The 17,262-nt window shown below is 31.1% G+C and carries 16 protein-coding genes; 11 read left to right on the top strand and 5 right to left on the bottom strand.

Features of this window, described 5'->3' with window-relative positions; genetic code table 11:
* The first annotated feature begins 41 nt into the window (after positions 1-41).
* The 4 genes from CQA53_RS00080 to CQA53_RS00065 all read left to right on the top strand — a co-directional run bounded on the left by CQA53_RS00080 (position 42) and on the right by CQA53_RS00065 (position 3,368).
* Positions 42-1,823: a glucosyltransferase domain-containing protein gene (locus CQA53_RS00080; protein WP_115541995.1), complete on the top strand. Its 1,782-nt coding sequence runs from the start codon at positions 42-44 to the stop codon at positions 1,821-1,823.
* Positions 1,824-1,895: 72 nt separating this feature from the next.
* On the top strand, positions 1,896-2,327 hold the full coding sequence (locus tag CQA53_RS00075) for a GtrA family protein (protein ID WP_115541994.1): 432 nt from the start codon (positions 1,896-1,898) through the stop codon (positions 2,325-2,327).
* A 435-nt stretch (positions 2,328-2,762) separates the two neighbouring features.
* Positions 2,763-3,128, top strand: a complete 366-nt coding sequence (locus CQA53_RS00070; RefSeq protein ID WP_115541993.1) for a hypothetical protein — start codon at positions 2,763-2,765, stop codon at positions 3,126-3,128.
* Positions 3,129-3,155: 27 nt separating this feature from the next.
* Positions 3,156-3,368, top strand: a complete 213-nt coding sequence (locus tag CQA53_RS00065) for a hypothetical protein (protein ID WP_115541992.1) — start codon at positions 3,156-3,158, stop codon at positions 3,366-3,368.
* A 338-nt stretch (positions 3,369-3,706) separates the two neighbouring features.
* On the opposite strand, the gene CQA53_RS00060 is transcribed toward CQA53_RS00065, so the two are convergent.
* The 5 genes from CQA53_RS00060 to CQA53_RS00040 all read right to left on the bottom strand — a co-directional run bounded on the left by CQA53_RS00060 (position 3,707) and on the right by CQA53_RS00040 (position 9,520).
* On the bottom strand, positions 3,707-4,678 hold the full coding sequence (locus tag CQA53_RS00060; protein ID WP_115541991.1) for a DUF475 domain-containing protein: 972 nt from the start codon (positions 4,676-4,678) through the stop codon (positions 3,707-3,709).
* 504 nt (positions 4,679-5,182) lie between these two features.
* The gene (gene cysE / locus CQA53_RS00055) at positions 5,183-5,995 is read right to left on the bottom strand and encodes a serine O-acetyltransferase (RefSeq protein WP_115541990.1); all 813 of its coding nucleotides are present in this window, start codon (positions 5,993-5,995) and stop codon (positions 5,183-5,185) included.
* Positions 5,996-6,008: 13 nt separating this feature from the next.
* Positions 6,009-7,595 carry a bifunctional phosphoribosylaminoimidazolecarboxamide formyltransferase/IMP cyclohydrolase gene (gene purH / locus CQA53_RS00050; protein ID WP_115541989.1) on the bottom strand — a complete coding sequence of 529 codons (1,587 nt, stop codon included), beginning with the start codon at positions 7,593-7,595 and terminating at the stop codon, positions 6,009-6,011.
* Positions 7,596-7,840: 245 nt separating this feature from the next.
* Positions 7,841-8,113: a HypC/HybG/HupF family hydrogenase formation chaperone gene (locus tag CQA53_RS00045; RefSeq protein WP_115541988.1), complete on the bottom strand. Its 273-nt coding sequence runs from the start codon at positions 8,111-8,113 to the stop codon at positions 7,841-7,843.
* 225 nt (positions 8,114-8,338) lie between these two features.
* Positions 8,339-9,520 carry a DHH family phosphoesterase gene (locus tag CQA53_RS00040; protein ID WP_115541987.1) on the bottom strand — a complete coding sequence of 394 codons (1,182 nt, stop codon included), beginning with the start codon at positions 9,518-9,520 and terminating at the stop codon, positions 8,339-8,341.
* Positions 9,521-9,730: 210 nt separating this feature from the next.
* Between CQA53_RS00040 and CQA53_RS00035 the strand changes: the two genes are divergently transcribed.
* From CQA53_RS00035 to CQA53_RS00005, 7 genes are all read left to right on the top strand, one after another.
* Positions 9,731-10,099, top strand: coding sequence for a hypothetical protein (locus tag CQA53_RS00035; protein ID WP_115541986.1), 369 nt, complete (start codon positions 9,731-9,733; stop codon positions 10,097-10,099).
* A gap of 503 nt (positions 10,100-10,602) precedes the next feature.
* Complete coding sequence (locus CQA53_RS00030; protein ID WP_115541985.1) at positions 10,603-11,028, top strand: hypothetical protein; 426 nt, start codon at positions 10,603-10,605, stop codon at positions 11,026-11,028.
* A gap of 182 nt (positions 11,029-11,210) precedes the next feature.
* Positions 11,211-12,341 carry a YcjF family protein gene (locus CQA53_RS00025; protein ID WP_115541984.1) on the top strand — a complete coding sequence of 377 codons (1,131 nt, stop codon included), beginning with the start codon at positions 11,211-11,213 and terminating at the stop codon, positions 12,339-12,341.
* A gap of 328 nt (positions 12,342-12,669) precedes the next feature.
* Positions 12,670-13,515 (top strand): GTPase, encoded by an 846-nt coding sequence (locus tag CQA53_RS00020; protein WP_115541983.1) that lies wholly within the window; start codon positions 12,670-12,672, stop codon positions 13,513-13,515.
* Entirely contained in the window at positions 13,515-13,925 is a 411-nt protein-coding gene (locus CQA53_RS00015) for a hypothetical protein (protein ID WP_115541982.1), read from the top strand. Before CQA53_RS00020 ends, CQA53_RS00015 begins: the two co-directional genes overlap by 1 nt.
* The gene (locus CQA53_RS00010) at positions 13,903-15,564 is read left to right on the top strand and encodes a dynamin family protein (protein ID WP_115541981.1); all 1,662 of its coding nucleotides are present in this window, start codon (positions 13,903-13,905) and stop codon (positions 15,562-15,564) included. Before CQA53_RS00015 ends, CQA53_RS00010 begins: the two co-directional genes overlap by 23 nt.
* Before the next feature lie 68 nt (positions 15,565-15,632).
* Positions 15,633-17,078, top strand: a complete 1,446-nt coding sequence (locus CQA53_RS00005; protein WP_115541980.1) for a GTPase — start codon at positions 15,633-15,635, stop codon at positions 17,076-17,078.
* Positions 17,079-17,262: the final 184 nt, after the last annotated feature.

Here is a 17,262-nt window from a genome sequence, read left to right as displayed (position 1 = left end):
ATTATTTTTAGATCAATTTTATATAATCTTAGGAGGCAATAATGAATCAAACAAAAAAATACTACACTCAAAACACACATCATAAGACAAATTTATTTTCACAAATTTTTACTGACTTTAAAGGTGCGTTATGGGCATTCTTCCACACAGAGGGGTTTTGGAAATATATTTGTGTAGCATTTTTTCTCTATTTATTAGGGATTACTGCTATTATTCGTGCGGATGTGTATTATATTGATGATTGGGGGCGTTCTGCTATTGGCTATAAAGAATGGGATAATTTCTCACGCTATATTAGCTATTTTCTCTCAACTTTTATGCATATGGATAGTGTCTTATCTGATATTGCACCATTAACACAATTTGTTGCAATCGGTTTTTTAAGCTTTGCATCTGTTATTGTGGTATGGAGCATTCGTGAAGTCCTGTGGAAAAATGAAACAAGTATATGGGAAGAAAAAGAAGTGCCACATAAAAAACGTTTAACGATTTTAGGAATCATTGCTTCATTACCCATTGGACTTTCACCTTATTTTTTAGAAGAGCTATCTTTTAGATTTGATTCTCCCTACATGGCATTATCGGTGCTTTTTAGTGTGATACCTTTTATTTTTATCCACCATGTTCGTGCGTATATTCCCGTTTCAATTCTTTGTTCACTGGGAATGTGTATGACATATCAAGCAAGCAGTGGAATAGAAATAATTTTAGTGCTTTTCTTTGGCTTTCTAATGCTTAATCAAACAAATGCGGGACTGAAAAAAACACTTATTTTTATGGGGGTTTCAATGATAAATTATATTATTGCATTATCAATTTTTAAATTTATCATTATGCATCCATTTGCACATGCACAAGCTGGGACTGCTACACTCACGCCCTCTAATTTTATTGAAGGATTCTTAGAGAATCTGGAAACATATCTTGATTATTTATGGAACGATTTTGGTTGGAGTGGCATTAAAATCTCTTTTATTGCGTTGATTATATTTTTTATTCTCTCTGCAATCTATCAAGGTAAAAATAATAAGATTCTTTCTCTTACACTTTCCTTGCTTGTTATAATCTTTGGAATCTCATTTTCTTATGGAACTTATTTACTTTTGCAAGAGCCACTTACTCGTCCCCGTGCATTCATTGGTATTGGAATTTTTACCGCTATTATTGCAATTTATATTGTAAGCTCATGGAGAGGTTGGGCTTACAAACAAGAGGATCAACAACAAACAAATTCGGAAAAACTTGTCTCAAGAAATCTTACTCAAAGAATATTCTTTGTTGCTTCTGGTGTTATTGTTGGTATGTTGTCTTGGTCGCTCATTGTCTTTGCAAATATGTATGGAAACGCACTTGCAAAACAGAAAGAATATCAAAACTTTAGAATTACAATCTTATTAAGCGATCTTGCAAATGCAATACCAAAGCAAGTGAGTTATGATGATTACCTTTTTAGAGTAAAAGGCTGGGTTACTGCATCTCCCGTCCTTGAAAATTCATCAAAAAGTAATCGTATCATGAAACGATTGGCACTCATTACTGATGGAAAATATTGGATTCGTATGGTAATGAAACATTATGGTTGGGGCGAGATTCCAGAGGAACAATGGATTGAGTTACCAGATTCTGAAGATCCTGAAAAAATTGCTAAGAATCAAAAATGTATCCCAGAGACTGCTGGGAAACTCATCAAACGAGTAAATAATATTTACCATAAAATAGAAGTGTATCCACATTGTGCAATTATTACCTTTAAAGGTGAAGAAAAATATACACATAAAGAAATTGAGGAGGAGGAGGCATTACAACCATTAATACCATACTAACAAAGTGATATTAACCCCTATAAAGAAAAGACTCTAGTTTCAAAAAATTCCTAATAAAAATAAGATAATAAAATGATAAAAACAACGATGACAAAATTACTCAATAACTCTGCTTTCCTCTACGCACTTGTTGGCATAGCAAATACTATTGTAGGGTATTCTATTACATTCGGATTGACTTTTCTGGGGGTGATACCAGAGGTTGCTAATACAATTGGCACTATCTTTGGTGTGCTAAATTCATATATTTTAAATAAAAAATTTACTTTCAAATCACAAAATTCACATAAAAAAGATTTTGTGCGATTTGGAATTGCTATGGGGATTGCCTATATCTTTAGCACAATAATAATTTTTATTACATACAGAATCCTTAATATGAATGAATATATTGCCTTGATATTAGGTGGTGTTACCTATACTATTGTGGGATATTTTGTAAGCAAATTTTGGGCATTTTATGTTCCAGTAACAGCAAAGAATGATAATTTTACAAAATCTTAAGATGATCATGCAATACAAACAATACTCGGTGTGCCTTTATATCGTAGAAGAAATAATATTTTCTATCGTGCATATTTATTTATTCATCTTAACTTAATAATCAAAAATCTTTATTGATTCCTAAATTACTACTCCATGCTATGATAGAATTATTTTTGTTGCATTAAAATATAAATTACAGGGAGGAAACAATATAAGTAAAAATGAACAAGAGAAAAATACATACACTGATATAAATTATCCGAATAGAAATAATTATCAAGGATATAAACAATATCAAGATTCTCATAATGATAGTGGCATAACCATACTTAATCCACAAAGAGACTTTATGGGAACAGAGGGAGTAAGGGTAAGAAGTCATGATAGAACAAAAGAATTAATGATTACAAATAACAAAGGAGAATATCTTTTTGCCATAGCAAAACTAGAATTATGCAAAATATTATATCGTCTCAAGAACTCTATAAAATTCCGAATATCCAATGGTTTGAAAGCAGTGCAGATAAATATCATAAGTTATTATGGGTAAATCCTGATTTGAAAGATAAAGAACAATGTGAAAAACTGGGAGTGTTGTATTTTACTTGGAAAGAGATTGTAGAGTTTGTGGAAATAGATAGATTAAGTATATCGTATCAAAGTCCAAAAGATGAATTAACCGACAATTATGATAATAAAATAGTAGATAGGGGATTAAAATTTGCTATAAGAAAATATGAAGTAGTAGAAAGAAGAGTATATCCCACTCATAACGAATGGATTTTTATAGATTTAAACCCCAACCCTTCTTTTTATTAGCCCTAGATTCTGATGGAAGAGAAATTCATGCTTGGTAAGCGTGTATATTTATTTGTATTTTTAATTTTTGTTAATTTTGTGATAGGTTTATTTATTACAGATTATGGTATTGAACTGCTTAATTTTATAGCTCTTGAATGGTTTGGTAAAGAGAGATTTTATGTGTATGATACAAAAAATGCAGACTTTGGTATATATATATATATATATATATGTGTGTGTGTGTGTGGTTTGCATTGAAACTTAGCTTTTGTGTGATATTTGTCTTTAGTGTATCTTGTTATTGGTTTTATGGAAAATATAGAGACAATAACATAAAAGTCTTTATAAGAATATTTATAGTATTTCTTGGATATTTTAAGCTTTTTTCTATTGCATTGTATAGCATTCATATTATTCTATATAGAATTGATTTTTATTGTCAAGAAATCATCTATAACTCATATTACTAAAATAAATGAGATTCTATATTGTTTAATCCCCCCTACCCCAATACATTCTTTTTCCTATCAAATTATATTATTGATTTACAAGACAATTTGAATAATTAAGGAATCAAGTAGGTTTAGTTTGAGATTCTAAGGTTTTTTCTTTGTCATTATAGAACAAATAAAAGATACACCAATGAAGCCAACACCAACAAGTCCTGTGATAATTTCACTCACTTCTGTGAAAATTTTTACAATCATAATCACAGCTAATGCACCAATGGCATAATGAGCACCATGTTCTAAGTAAATCAATTTTTGCAACACTTGTCGTTTGACAAAATAAAGTGTCAAACTACGAACAAACATGGCACCAATACCTAAACCTACCATGATAATAAAAATATTTTCACTTAAAGCAAACGCACCAATAACGCCATCAAAACTAAAACTTGCATCTAAAACTTCCAAATACAAAAAGCCCATTAAGCCATTGCGAATACCATCGCTACCAAATAGTGTATCAGCAGAATGTATAAGCAAATAGAGTGCTAAAGCACTAAAATATGCCATTCCTATAACATATTCTTTTGTTATTGCTAACAAGATAATACCAAAAGTAATAGCAATCATGAACGAAACATTCGGAAATTTTACCAACATACGCATTATAGGATTAGCCTCGAGCAACGAAATCCAATGTTCATCTTTTTCATCACTAAAAAAGAATTGCAGAAAAACCATGAGTAGAAATGCCCCACCAAAAGCATATATTTCAAAACGCGTTGTTTCAAGTGCTTTATGGTATTCATCTGGCTTATAAATTGCGAGATGTAAAGTCTCCAATATCCCCATTCTTGCTGCAATTGCAACAATAAGTATGGGAAAAACAAAACGCATACCAAATACCGCAATGGGAATCCCCCAATAAATAAACCTTTGTTGCCATTTTTCTTCCATTGTGTTAAGAACTTTTGCATTGACAACAGCGTTATCAAACGATAAACTAATCTCAAGCAAAGAGAGAATGACACATATATATACAGCTTCCCATGTGTCAATATAGTATGCTATTCCTAAACCTATGAGCGTAACAACGAAAGAACTATAAAAATATTTCAATTCCAATCCTTGTTCAAGATTCTATAAATAGAATTAATTTGTATCGATAGTTTGTAATATTTAGAGAAAATACAGCACTTAGTCGAGTTTTTGTTTATCAAAACATATTAGAATATTTATTGGTTTGCAAATAATTTCATGTTGCTATATTTTGACTATAAAAATAAAATAATACCTCAAAAAGTAAAAAGATTCTCAAATATTTTGAAGAGATTAAGTAAATATATTTTACTTTTTTGGTTCATTTATTTTTTAATTTTAAATAAAAAAATCCCTATCGCCAACATGAGAAATTGAAAGAAACACAAAATCAAATAGTCTTAATCAATCTCAAAGCTACTCAAAAGAGATAAAAGATTGACAAACATAACTTACTTTTAAATTATTTTTATTATCTAATTATAAATAATGGTAATTAAGTAGAATCTAGAACAAAGAAGCAAACACAAGAAAAATCTATTAATTTTCATTTTGATGCTCTTGCATAAATAAAACATTATTTTTTCATTCTTTTTTTATAGCTTTAAGAAACTCGGCATACATATTATCGAGAATCTTGCCTTGTTCTTTTAATTCCTCATATTTTTCACACATTGTTGTATTAATATCTTGTTGTGTGCATTCTTGCACCATCGCTTCAAAAATCTTTAAGCGACATAAAATATACTCAAACATTTTTTGATCAATATCGGGTAATTTTGTTGTTTGCTTGTCATTTTCTTTGTCATCTTGCCCTATGATTCGAGCTGGAATACCAACTGCAGTAGCATTATTTGGAACATTTTTAATAACAACAGAATTTGATCCTACTTTTGCATTTTCACCAATAACTATATTTCCTAATATTTTTGCACCCGCACCAATTGTTACATTATGAAGCACTGTTGGATGTCGTTTTGTCTTTTCAAGACTCACACCACCCAAGCTCACACCTTGATAAATAGTTACATCATTACCAATTTGTGCTGTTTCACCAATCACAACACCAATGCCATGATCAATAAACACACGTCTTCCAATATATGCCGCTGGATGTATATCAATACTTGTCATGAATTGTGCCCAACCCATAATGATTCTTCCAAGCAATTTGAATCCCCTATTATAAACACGATGGGCAACCCTATGATGTGCGATAGCAATCAATCCAGGATAATTAAAAAAAAGTTCTAAAAAACCATTATATGCAGGATCTTTTTGCTGTGGGGTAGAAAAATCTTCTTTGATTTGTTGCCACAAAGGTTGTATTTCTTTTAGAATAATATTATTTTTTGTATCAATTTTTGTCTCTGTATTTATGTTGCTATTTTCACTCATTCTATACCTCATTTTAGTGTAAAAAATGTCTTTTACCTGAAAAATATAATGCAATTGAATGTTTATTAGCTTCCTCAATTACTTCATTATCACGGATACTTCCGCCTGGCTGTATAATTGCTTTTACTCCAACACTTGCCGCAAGAGTAACACTATCCTTGAAAGGAAAGAATGCTTCACTTGCAAGACTTGCACCATTGAGGTCTAAACCCATATCTTGAGCTTTTTTAATTGCAGCATAACTTGCATCAACACGGCTTGTCATACCCATACCGATTGCTACAAGAATCGAATCTTTTACATATACAACACAATTTGATTTTGTAAGAGCAGCTATTTTGTAAGCTATTTCCAAATCAAGCATTTGTTCCTGTGTGGCTTTCGCGTTACTCATAAGTTGAGAGTTTCTTACTTCATCAGATTCTATAACATCGGTATTTTGATAAACAAAACCACCCTCAATCCTCTTAAAATCAAACATATCACGAGGAAAATAAAGAGTATCGCAATCTTCATCATGTGATTGCATAAGAGGCTTTGTGCCATCTATTGCATTGCATTCAAAAATTTTAATACGTTTTTTGTGTAAAAATACTTCCATTGCTTCTAAAGTAACCTTACTTGCAACAACCACTTCAATATAGCTTTTTAGAATCTCATTTGCTAAACTCTTATCCAATATTCCATTAATTGCCACAACACCGCCATATGCACTTATGCTATCGCATTTGAAAGCTTCTTGGTATGATTGTATTAAGCTATCTTTGAGTGCAAACCCGCAAGGATTTCCGTGTTTTACAATACATACACAAGCTTTTTTACCAAAGGAAGTTGCAATTTTCATAGCAGCATTCATATCTGTAAAGTTATTAAAACTAGGATTGCCTTTCAGTGTTTTAAAATGCTTAGAATAGAAATCTTTATTCTCATATAATGCACCTTTTTGGTGAGGATTCTCTCCATAATTTGTATTTATAACTTTTTTTCCCACAATAAAAATATTTTCGCTCATATCATTATAGAATCTTTCATTCATATAATTTGCAATAATGCAATCATATTCTGCTGTATGACTAAAAGCCTTTATCATAAGGTTACGACGAAATTCAATAGTATTTTCGTTCCTTTTGAGAGTTTCTATTACTTGTTTGTAGTCTTTACAATCTACTACAACTACTACATCTTGAAAATTCTTTGCTCCAGCACGAATCATGCTTGGACCACCAATATCAATATTGTCTATAATTTCATGAAAATCCTGTGTTCTTTGGATTGTATCCTTGAATGGATAAAGATTTGCACAAACAAGATCAATAGTATAGATACCCGCTTTATTTGCAGTCTGTCTATCAGATTCTAGATTGCGACGATACAAGATACCACCATGTATTTTTGGGTGCAAGGTTTTTACTCGTCCATCAAACATTTCTTCACTTTGTGTATAAGAACTTACATCAATTGCTTCGATATTATTATCGTGCAATACTTGGAGTGTGCCTCCTGTGCTTAGAATCTTATAGTTCAAAGAGATGAGACCTTTTGCAAATTCAATAATACCTTCTTTATTGCTTACACTTAAAATAGCATATTTTTGTGTCATTGTCTATCCTTTTATCATTTTCAATAAAATAGTTTAAAAACAAATTTTATCAAAAGAATGCTAAAAAGGATAAAAAACTTATAAATTGCCAATAGAACTCATAACGCATTTCTATGATATAGAAAAATAAAATAAATCATTCAATAATTTTGTGTTAATTTTCTTATAAAAACTTATAACATTGTAATTATTAAGAAATCTCTTTATTGTGAAGAGTAATAGAAGTTTGAAATTATCTTTATTCCCTATTGATTTGCTTGTTCCAATTCTTTAATCTCTTCCTCTTCTTCTTGCATTGCATGAATCATTTGTGCATAAAGCTTCAGACTTTCTTTGGCATCTTCTTCATCAATTTTGCCCATAATATAACCCACATGCAAAAGCACAAAATCGCCAATAAGAACATTATCTTGCATAAGATCGAGGCTTGCCTCGCGTTTCACACCAAGTGTATCAAGTGTCGCCATATTTGTTTCTGTATTAATGCTTATAACTTTTGAAGGGATTGCTAGACACATTTTTATTCCTTTGATAGAGAGTTTTATGAGTATGGTTTTAAGAAATCAATAATATTTTACCAAAATATTTACAATAAAAAATATAGAAGCAAAAGAATTTAAGAAAGAAAATTCTTACAATAAATAGTTTTTTACCCATATACATTGGTATAAGATTTAGATTCTATAAATATCACGAAGTAATTATCTAATAAGTAAGATTATTGACTCTTTATCCTTACAACATCATAAATCCCATTCATCTCGCATTTCTAATATACCTTGCACTTGTGCCTTTATATCTTCATAAAGAAAACTTTCTCTAAAATTTTCAATGCGTCCCCCACTTGCATTTTTATGCCCACCTCCATGAAAACATTCTTGACTTAAGGCACTCACATCACAACCACCATTTGATCGGAGACTAACATTTCCACGATTGCTTACATCAATATAGAAGTCAAATTCATCTTTGTTCTCATGCAAAAATCGGTTTGCTACAACCGAGATACCTCCCATACAATAGCTTAAAAAACCAGTTTTATCTTTATAATAAATTTTACATTCATCTTTTTTCATTTCTAAAAGTTTTACTTGTGCCCTTGAGACGATATTATCCATGGTTTCTGTTTCTTTATCGCCCCCAAGTGCTACTTTTTTTAAAAAGAAAATCGCATTATCAAATTCTACTTCATCAAATGCTTTCCCCTCAATCAATCCCCCTACTTTATTCACATGAGAATCTTTAAGGAAATCTCGTGCATATTGTAAAAGATTGAGCTTATAATCTCTACTTTCTGTATCAAACATAAAACGATTGAGTTCATTACTTGTTGCAATCATGCTCATAGCGACTTTACCAAATTCAAAACCAAATCCACTTTCAACCCAAATATCAACCGAATTAATCATTTCAACCATAGGTTTCAACCAAACTTGTGTTGATTCTTGTAATCCAAATCGCTCCAATAAATATTCATAAGTAATTTTTGTTGCACAACGATTTACATCTAAATGATACCACGAATACATTTTCGCACTTTCCTCACCCGTAGCATGGTGGTCAAGTAGGATAATCTCAATATCAAGTCCAGCAACTTTTAATTCCTTTACTTGCTCACTAAGAAATTTTGATTCATTGAGTGTCAGATTTAAATCTGTAATAAGAATGATGAATTTTTCTTTCGTTTGGTTTTGTTGTATTGGATTTTTTTGTTCTATCTTTATAGTTTTGCCAAAAAGTGTCGCTGTATTACTATTTCCACGCATTTTATATGAAGAAATATTGCCTAAAATCGCATTTAATCGTGCCATAACTTCCTTGCCATAATTCGCATTATAAAATGTAATATCCTTAAAAAATTCACGTGCCACAAATTGGCAGCCATAGCCATCTAAATCGATATGTGATAAATGATATATTTTCATATTTTCTCTTTTTATAACAAATAAAGTTGCATACGCAACAAAAAACTTTTGTAATTATAACAAAATTCTTAGATTCTTTGAGAGATTCTTAATAATCATAATAAAAAAGTAAAAAGATAAAATTTTTTAGAATGCTTTCAAAAACGACATATCTTGTCGCAATAGGATATTATAATACGAAAACTCAAATTATAATACAAGGAGAATTGTATGGGTATATTACGATTTTTAGCAGTAAGCGGTGCAAGTTTTGCATTGGGTTATGGATTTAAAAAAATGTTAGATGATATGGACGAATCACGAGACAATACAACAGCCAGAATCAATAATTATGGAATAAAGCAATATAAAAGCCCTATTTTCGACACTAGTGTAGGCAATAAAGAAGGCTTCAAGGACAATAAGGAAAAATATTCTATGGATAATGGAAAATTTTCTGGTATGGGTGCTGCCATAATGTCCGCTGCCCAATCAATATTTGCACAATCCCAAGCGGATACCAAGAACGTGAATGGTCAAAACAACAATCATAGGAACACAAATGACCCCGACTTAAAAGTATATAGTAGTAATTTTTAGAATCTTTAATATCTATAATTTTCATTGCAAAGTAAAATCATAGTAAAAAATCTATGAAATTTGACATTTCGTATAAATTTATAGCAATGAGTTGTATTTTATAAAAGAGATTCTAAAAATTCTTAAATCAAGAAAAAGGCTTGATTTGTTTTTTTTGTAGAATATACAATCCTTACATAACCTCTAGAGATTGTTTGATATATAGCTAGGATTTTATAATCAAATTAGAATCTGTTGCTTATTGAGATAATGATGAGTAAAAAGGTATTTTTACAAAAATAGGTAAAGAATTTGGGGAGAATGCACAAAGTGTAGGGAAGAAAAGATAAAACAAAAAAAGAGAATGTCAAAATACTCTTCTGGAATTATCCTAAAAGCTAAAAAAGAATTAAGAGGAAACTCCGAAAGATTCAAGAAATTTAGCAGATTCTCAAGTAAAGTAAAAAAGTTTGTATAAAATAAACATGAGGTAACACTCAAAATCATACTGAAAGGTAAAACACATGGTAAAGAAGATTGTATTTATGGGGTTTTGTTTATTAGGATTTATTGTAAATGCTTATGCAGCACAAGATTCTATCCCAAAATGTAGTGATGATAAAGTATTTCAGGCATTTAAGGAAGCATATTTTGAAAGAAAGGCCTTTAACAAAGCATGGGACATTACACAAGGTGGCACAATCACAAAAAAGATTATGCAACAAGCAAGGAACGAGCTAAAAGCAGAGGGAGTTGTAGTTGATGACCCCGGCTTTTCCTCACTTTTTGAAAAAGGAGTTGATACTAAGCAAAAGCTTCTCTTTTGCACAGCAGAATATGAATATGGTGGTGAATATCCTAGCCTTATTCTGTATATTGTGAATTATGCAAAAGGTATTAAAATAGATGATGTAGCAGATGTGCAATTTTATTTTGAGGTAAATGAATAAGAAAGGTATCTAAAAATATTGCGAAAGATTCTTTGTTTGAGAGAAAGAATCACTATGAGAAATATAATATGAGACATAGCTTCATATTATATGCAATAGAGAGACCAAAGTAGATTTACATTTTACTTTGAGTGCATAAACACAAAAGTAAAATGTAAATTTATTGATATATAGGAGATTGCATGGCAAACCAACAAGAATTCAGTGTGAATATGGGAGATGTTATGAAAAAAGCTTATGGTGAGATGAAAAAAGATAAGAATGAGAATCTCAATGTTTTGATTCTAGGGAAAACAGGTATAGGGAAAACCACTTTGATTAGAGCTATATTTGGTGATAATGTCCCAGAGGGTCTTGTCACAGGATCGGGTAAACCAATAACACAAGAAATCAAAAGTTATAAAGTGAGTGATGATTTTACTCTCTATGATTCTAAAGGCTTAGAGGTAAAAGACTATGCAGCAATCAAAGATGATATAGAAAGATTCTTGCAACAAAAAAGTAGAGAAGATGTAGACAAGCAAATCCATATCGCATGGCTATGTATAGCAGAATCTGGGAGACGCATTGAAGTAGCAGATAAAGAAATATGGAATCTCTTACAAAAATATCAGATTCCATCTTTAGTCGCCATCACAAAAGCTGAGCGGGATAAAGATGAGCATGGAGAAAAATTTTCTGATATTGTAAAGAGGACATTACAAGTGAATGATGATAGGATGGAAAGAGTGCGTGCGTTATCGATAGAAGATGATGACGGAGAGAGAAAACCACTTATGGGAATCAATGAGATAATTCAAAAGTCATATAAAATATTGCCTGAAGCGAGAAAACTCGCTTTTGCAAGAAAGCAAACTTATGATAATGCATTACGCAAAGAGGCTGCAAAGAAACAAGCACAAACAATTATCAATCGTTATAGTGTAGCTGCCGGAGCCGTAGCTGCTACACCCATACCTTTCGCAGATTTTGCTATTTTATTGCCTACACAATGTGCAATGATTATCCATATTAGCAACATTTATGGGTTAGATATTTCACTTGAGAGTGCGAAAAAAGTTATCCCAGCATTTGTAGCTGTTGCTGGGGTAGGATTTGCTGCAAAAGTAGCAGTAGGAAGTGTGCTGAAATTCGTGCCATTTATTGGCACTCTCACTGGTGGAGCTATTAATGCAACGGTTGCTGGCACAACCACAAAGGCTATGGGTGAGCTTTATATTGCTTATTTGGATGACAATTTTGATAATCTGCAAGAGGCATTCAATAATATAACTGCCGAAGCACTAAAAAGTATACAAAGTCGTATTGGTTAGGGATTTTAGGTGATAAAAAAGGAAAGATGGGAACAATCAAAATGATAATAAATGATTTTTATGTATTTGACTTTTTAGATAAAGGAGATTCTAAAAATTCTTAAATCAAGAAAAAGGCTTGATTTGTTTTTTTTTTTTTGTAGAATCACAATATGGTCGCAATTATAATGCTTCTATAAATGCTTCTTGCGACATGATAAATGTAGCATTTAAGAAATTCTTAAATTAAGGAGTCAATATGTCAAAAAGTTTTATGGATTTTCTAATCACACAGCCGTCACATGGGAATGTGGTAAAGTTTTTAATTAATTTAAGAAAAGGTTATTAGATGTATATAAGCTCAATCTCACAATATATGAATAATAGATTAGATTTATTTGAAGAATTGATTGAATATTTACAAAGTGGCATATATGAATTAAACAAACTATATAATGTAACTTGTATAGGAATCTACAATCACGGCAAAAGCACACTACTAAACGCATTAGTCAATTCACTTGATGATAGCATTTTTGCTACCTCCGATAAAAGAGAAACTACAGAATCTAAAGCATATCAATATGGTGATATACTTTGGACAGATACACCCGGTTTGAATGCAACTAAAGGTGATGATAATGTCACTATGAAAGAAGTTAGGAAATCTCATTTAAATCTTTTTGCACATAATTTATCTACTGGTGGTTTAAATCAACAAGAGCGAAAATTTTTGCAAGAAATAGCTCGTATTTGGGACAATCCAAAACAATTTCTTGATAACACTATTTTTGTCTTAAATAATTTTGGCGGACAAGACGAAAATGCAATCAAAGATGTTGAAAGAGAGATTACTAGTCAAATCCAGACAATCTTTGGGGCTGAAGCAAAAGTAGATATGCTTGTAGTATCTGCAAAAAATTACCAAAAAGGTAAGCAAGACAATAAACAAATGCTTATCAAACAAAGCAATATCAAACAACTTTATACAATGATACAAGGCAAAAAGGAGCAATTTAGCAAGGACGATATAATGTCTCGGCGACTTATGAAAAAACTTGATATAGAGATTGACAAACGAAAAAAGGAGCTAGAAGAATGTGAGAGCGATATAAAAAAAATAGATAGGGAACTTATTAATGAGATAAGCAAAGCAAATAACAAAATCAAATCTTATAGACAAGGAGAAATATAATGCCAATACCATGGATAGTCGGAGCAGCAATTGTAGGAGTGATAGGATATGGGATAAAGAAAACTCTCGAAGATGATGCACCAGAAAACAACAAAACTAGCAGTAGAGATGAGAGGACATCACAGTATAAAGAAGATAAAAAACAAAGAGTGAAAAATCTTATCAAGCAATATAGAAATAATTTTATAAAATCTATGGAAGATAAATATCAAGCTACCATTGAATTTGACAAAGAGACATCTCGCTTTAAATTGGTTACATGTAAGCAATCTACTAACCTAGAAGTCATCAAACGACAAGCAGAAAAGGAGCTTAAAGTATTACAACAACTCAAAAAAGAGATAGCTCAAGCTAAAAATCAAGCAGAAGAACAACAAGGAGAAATAAATGTATTCGGTAGAATTTTATAAAAGTCTTGAATCTTTGAATGTCCGCAATAAAAACATTGATGAAAAACGAGATGAAATCAAAAAACAAATTGATGACTTTCATAACAAAATTGATACTATAAAAATCAATGAGAATATAAAAGATATAGATGAAGAGCTTATTCGTGTATTCAGAGAATACCAAAACAACACAAAAGAAAAGATTTCTATATGGAAGCAACTTTTTGACAAGAAATCCAAAGAAGCGAAGTTTGAAGATGAGTTGAGAAATAACTTTATTGTAATCATCTACGGTAAAGTCAAAGCAGGTAAGAGTACTTTGGGGAATTACATCGCAAAAAACTGTCTACCACATCAAAAACCAAAATTTACTAAATATGATAAAGCAGGTCAATATGAAGCGAGTGAATTTGAAGAAATTGATGAGAATGAGGGGTTTAAGACAAAAATCACAGAATGCACAAGTGAGATTCAGCTATTTAAATTAGGTGGATTAGCATGGGTAGATACTCCTGGTTTAAGTTCGATGACAGAAGCAAATGGTGAGTTAGCAAGAAAATATATTACAAAAGCTGATTTTATCATATTTCCCACAAGCTCAGATTCTCCTTTACAAAATGATGAAATAAAACAGATAAAAGAGCTTATTAAGTTGGGTAAAACGATAAATATCATTATCACAAAATCCGATAGAACAGAGGAAGATGAAGTTGATGGAAAGATAGTAAAAATATTCTACAATAAAAGTGAAGAAAATAGAAAATTACAACAAGAAGATATTTATCAGCGTCTCAAAGAAAACATAAAATCTGATATAAACAAGATTGATAATAAGATATTTTCTATCTCCATCAAAGCAGCCAAAGAAAGTAAGATAAATGATAATCAAGAACTTTACAATGGAAGCAATATCGAATATCTCTATGAAGTATTAGATGATTTGGTAAAAAATAAAGCAGAAAAACTTAAAGCTAAAAATCCATACATAACACTTGCAGGGCTTATAGATATTATCACCAATGGTGTAAATGGGTCTGAAAATGAAAAAAGTCTTTGCACCATCAAAAAAGAGTTCGAAAATATCAAAGGTGCAATACAATGCACACAACATGAATGCAATAAAGCTAAAGAGAGGCTTCAAAATCAGATTCCACAAATCATACAAGAGATAACATACAAATACTATGATGAGATTGGTAAGCAAGGAATAGAACAAAAACTGCTCCAAGAAGTCGAATATTCTATATTGAAACTCGCAAATAAGGAGATACGCGAAGTGATGAATAACTTTAATGCGAATACAAGCTCCATCCAATCCCTAAAGATTAATTTCAATATTGAGACGTTCTATGAAGACTATATAAAGGAAGCTTCCTGGTGGAATAAATTTCTCCATACAGTCTCATTTGGAGTCTTTGGTGAGGAAGATACAAAGGAAAGGCGTGTTGCGGGGGATAATAAAAGTGAAGTCATTGCAAAACTTGAACAAACACTTATATCGCATTATTGTGATGGATTTGTATCAGATTGTCTTAAGCAAATTGATAAAGATTTTTTATCTCAACTTAAGGATTTAATGTTAAATGTGGAAACAGGTATAAATGACTTGGAATCCACCTTAAAAACCCTTAAAAATAAACTTGTAAAGGAGGCAAAATAAATCTTACAAAGTTTTTATATTTTTACATTTGATTAGAGAATATAACTCGATATACAGGAGAATACACGATGGAAAATACAATTCAAGAAGTTCAGATTTATAAGAATCTCAAAAGCGAAATGATGGGACTAAAGCAAGATATAATAAATCTTGAAGTAAGCACAAAAGAGAATATAGGAGAGTTTTGTAATAAAATAGATTCTAAATTAGAATCTTTTACTCCTTCAATCATGCTCTATGGGTGCTATAATTCTGGTAAAAGCACTATCATGAACGCATTATTTGGTAAGAAAGTAGCAGAGGTTGGGGATAAACCCCAAACCTCTCAAATTCAACAATACACTTATCATAATTATACAATTTATGACACTCCGGGTATCAATGCACCAATGGAGCATGAAAAAGTCACAAGTGAACATTATAAGAAATGCGAAGTGATACTATTTGTCATTAGTAATGCTTCTGGTGTAGATGAGAAAATCACTTATGATAAAATCAAACAAATCGTAGATGACAAGAAACCTGTTATTATGGTCTTAAACAAAAAGCAAGACGCGAGTGATGAGGAGCTAAAAGCACAAGAAGACGCCATATATGCGAATCTTGAAAAATACAATATTGATAAAAATAAATGCTCTCTTAAAACCATAAATGCTCAAAGTGCGTTCAAAGGAAGAGTTGAGGGTAAAAATTCGTTATTTGAGAAAAGTGGTTTTCAAAAACTTGATGATGAGATTAAAAGGATAATAGACGAAAGTGGCAAAAGAGAAGTCATCAATGTCGTAAACAAAATGTTTGAAGAAACGATAAATACTCTTTTCCATAATATAGATAACAAAATTTCAAATCCCCAGCTCAAGATAATAGAAGAAGAAATAAGCAAGTATGAGATGGCAAAACGAAATTGCAAACAAGAATTATTGAGAACTATACAAAACATCTTAGGAAGTATCAGCACAATCGACGAGTCTCAAATCAATCAAATGCTAGAAAATTGTGCAAAAAAAATAGAATATTCTATTAATGACAGATTGCAAGGCGAAGCAAAACATCTTCAAAAGAGTTTTGAGCAACTCAAATTACAATATAAGCAAATCGAGATGGATACTAACGATGCGACAAACGCAACAGATATAATAGATAGTAAAATAGTTGCTATTCTTGGAACAACACTTGCGACATTGCCAATCCCTATTCCTGTGCTAAAGCCAATAGGGGCAGTATTGATGACTATTGCACCACTCATTGATAAGATTAAAGATGTCTTTGGTAATAAAGCTGAAAGAGAAAAAGAAAGAACAAGAGCCATGCAAGATAAATTTAGAGAGGCAAAAAATTCACTACAAAAGGAGGCAGAATCTTCCATTTTACAAGGTGTGGATAGTTTATTTAATCCTTTAATTTCAGGATTAAATAACACTCTTGATAACCATAAAGTTGATGAGGATACACTAAGAAATTTAAAGGAAAAATTAAGCAAGATTTTAACTAAACTACCTGTGCTTGATAAATAAGCATCTTGTATGTGGATAAACTTAAAGTTTTCTTATACCAACTTTGAAACCAAAATGAGTAAAATTTGCTCTTTTAGAGAAATCAAAATGATAATAAATGATTTTTATGTATTTGACTTTTTAGATAAAGGAGATTCTAAAAATTCTTAAATCAAGAAAAAGGCTTGATTTGTTTTTTTTTTTT

Source organism: Helicobacter didelphidarum, assembly GCF_003364195.1.
GTDB classification, from domain to species: domain Bacteria; phylum Campylobacterota; class Campylobacteria; order Campylobacterales; family Helicobacteraceae; genus Helicobacter_A; species Helicobacter_A didelphidarum.
The sequence above is the reverse complement of the archived record's forward strand: the minus strand, read 5'-3'. Positions and strand labels throughout refer to the sequence as shown.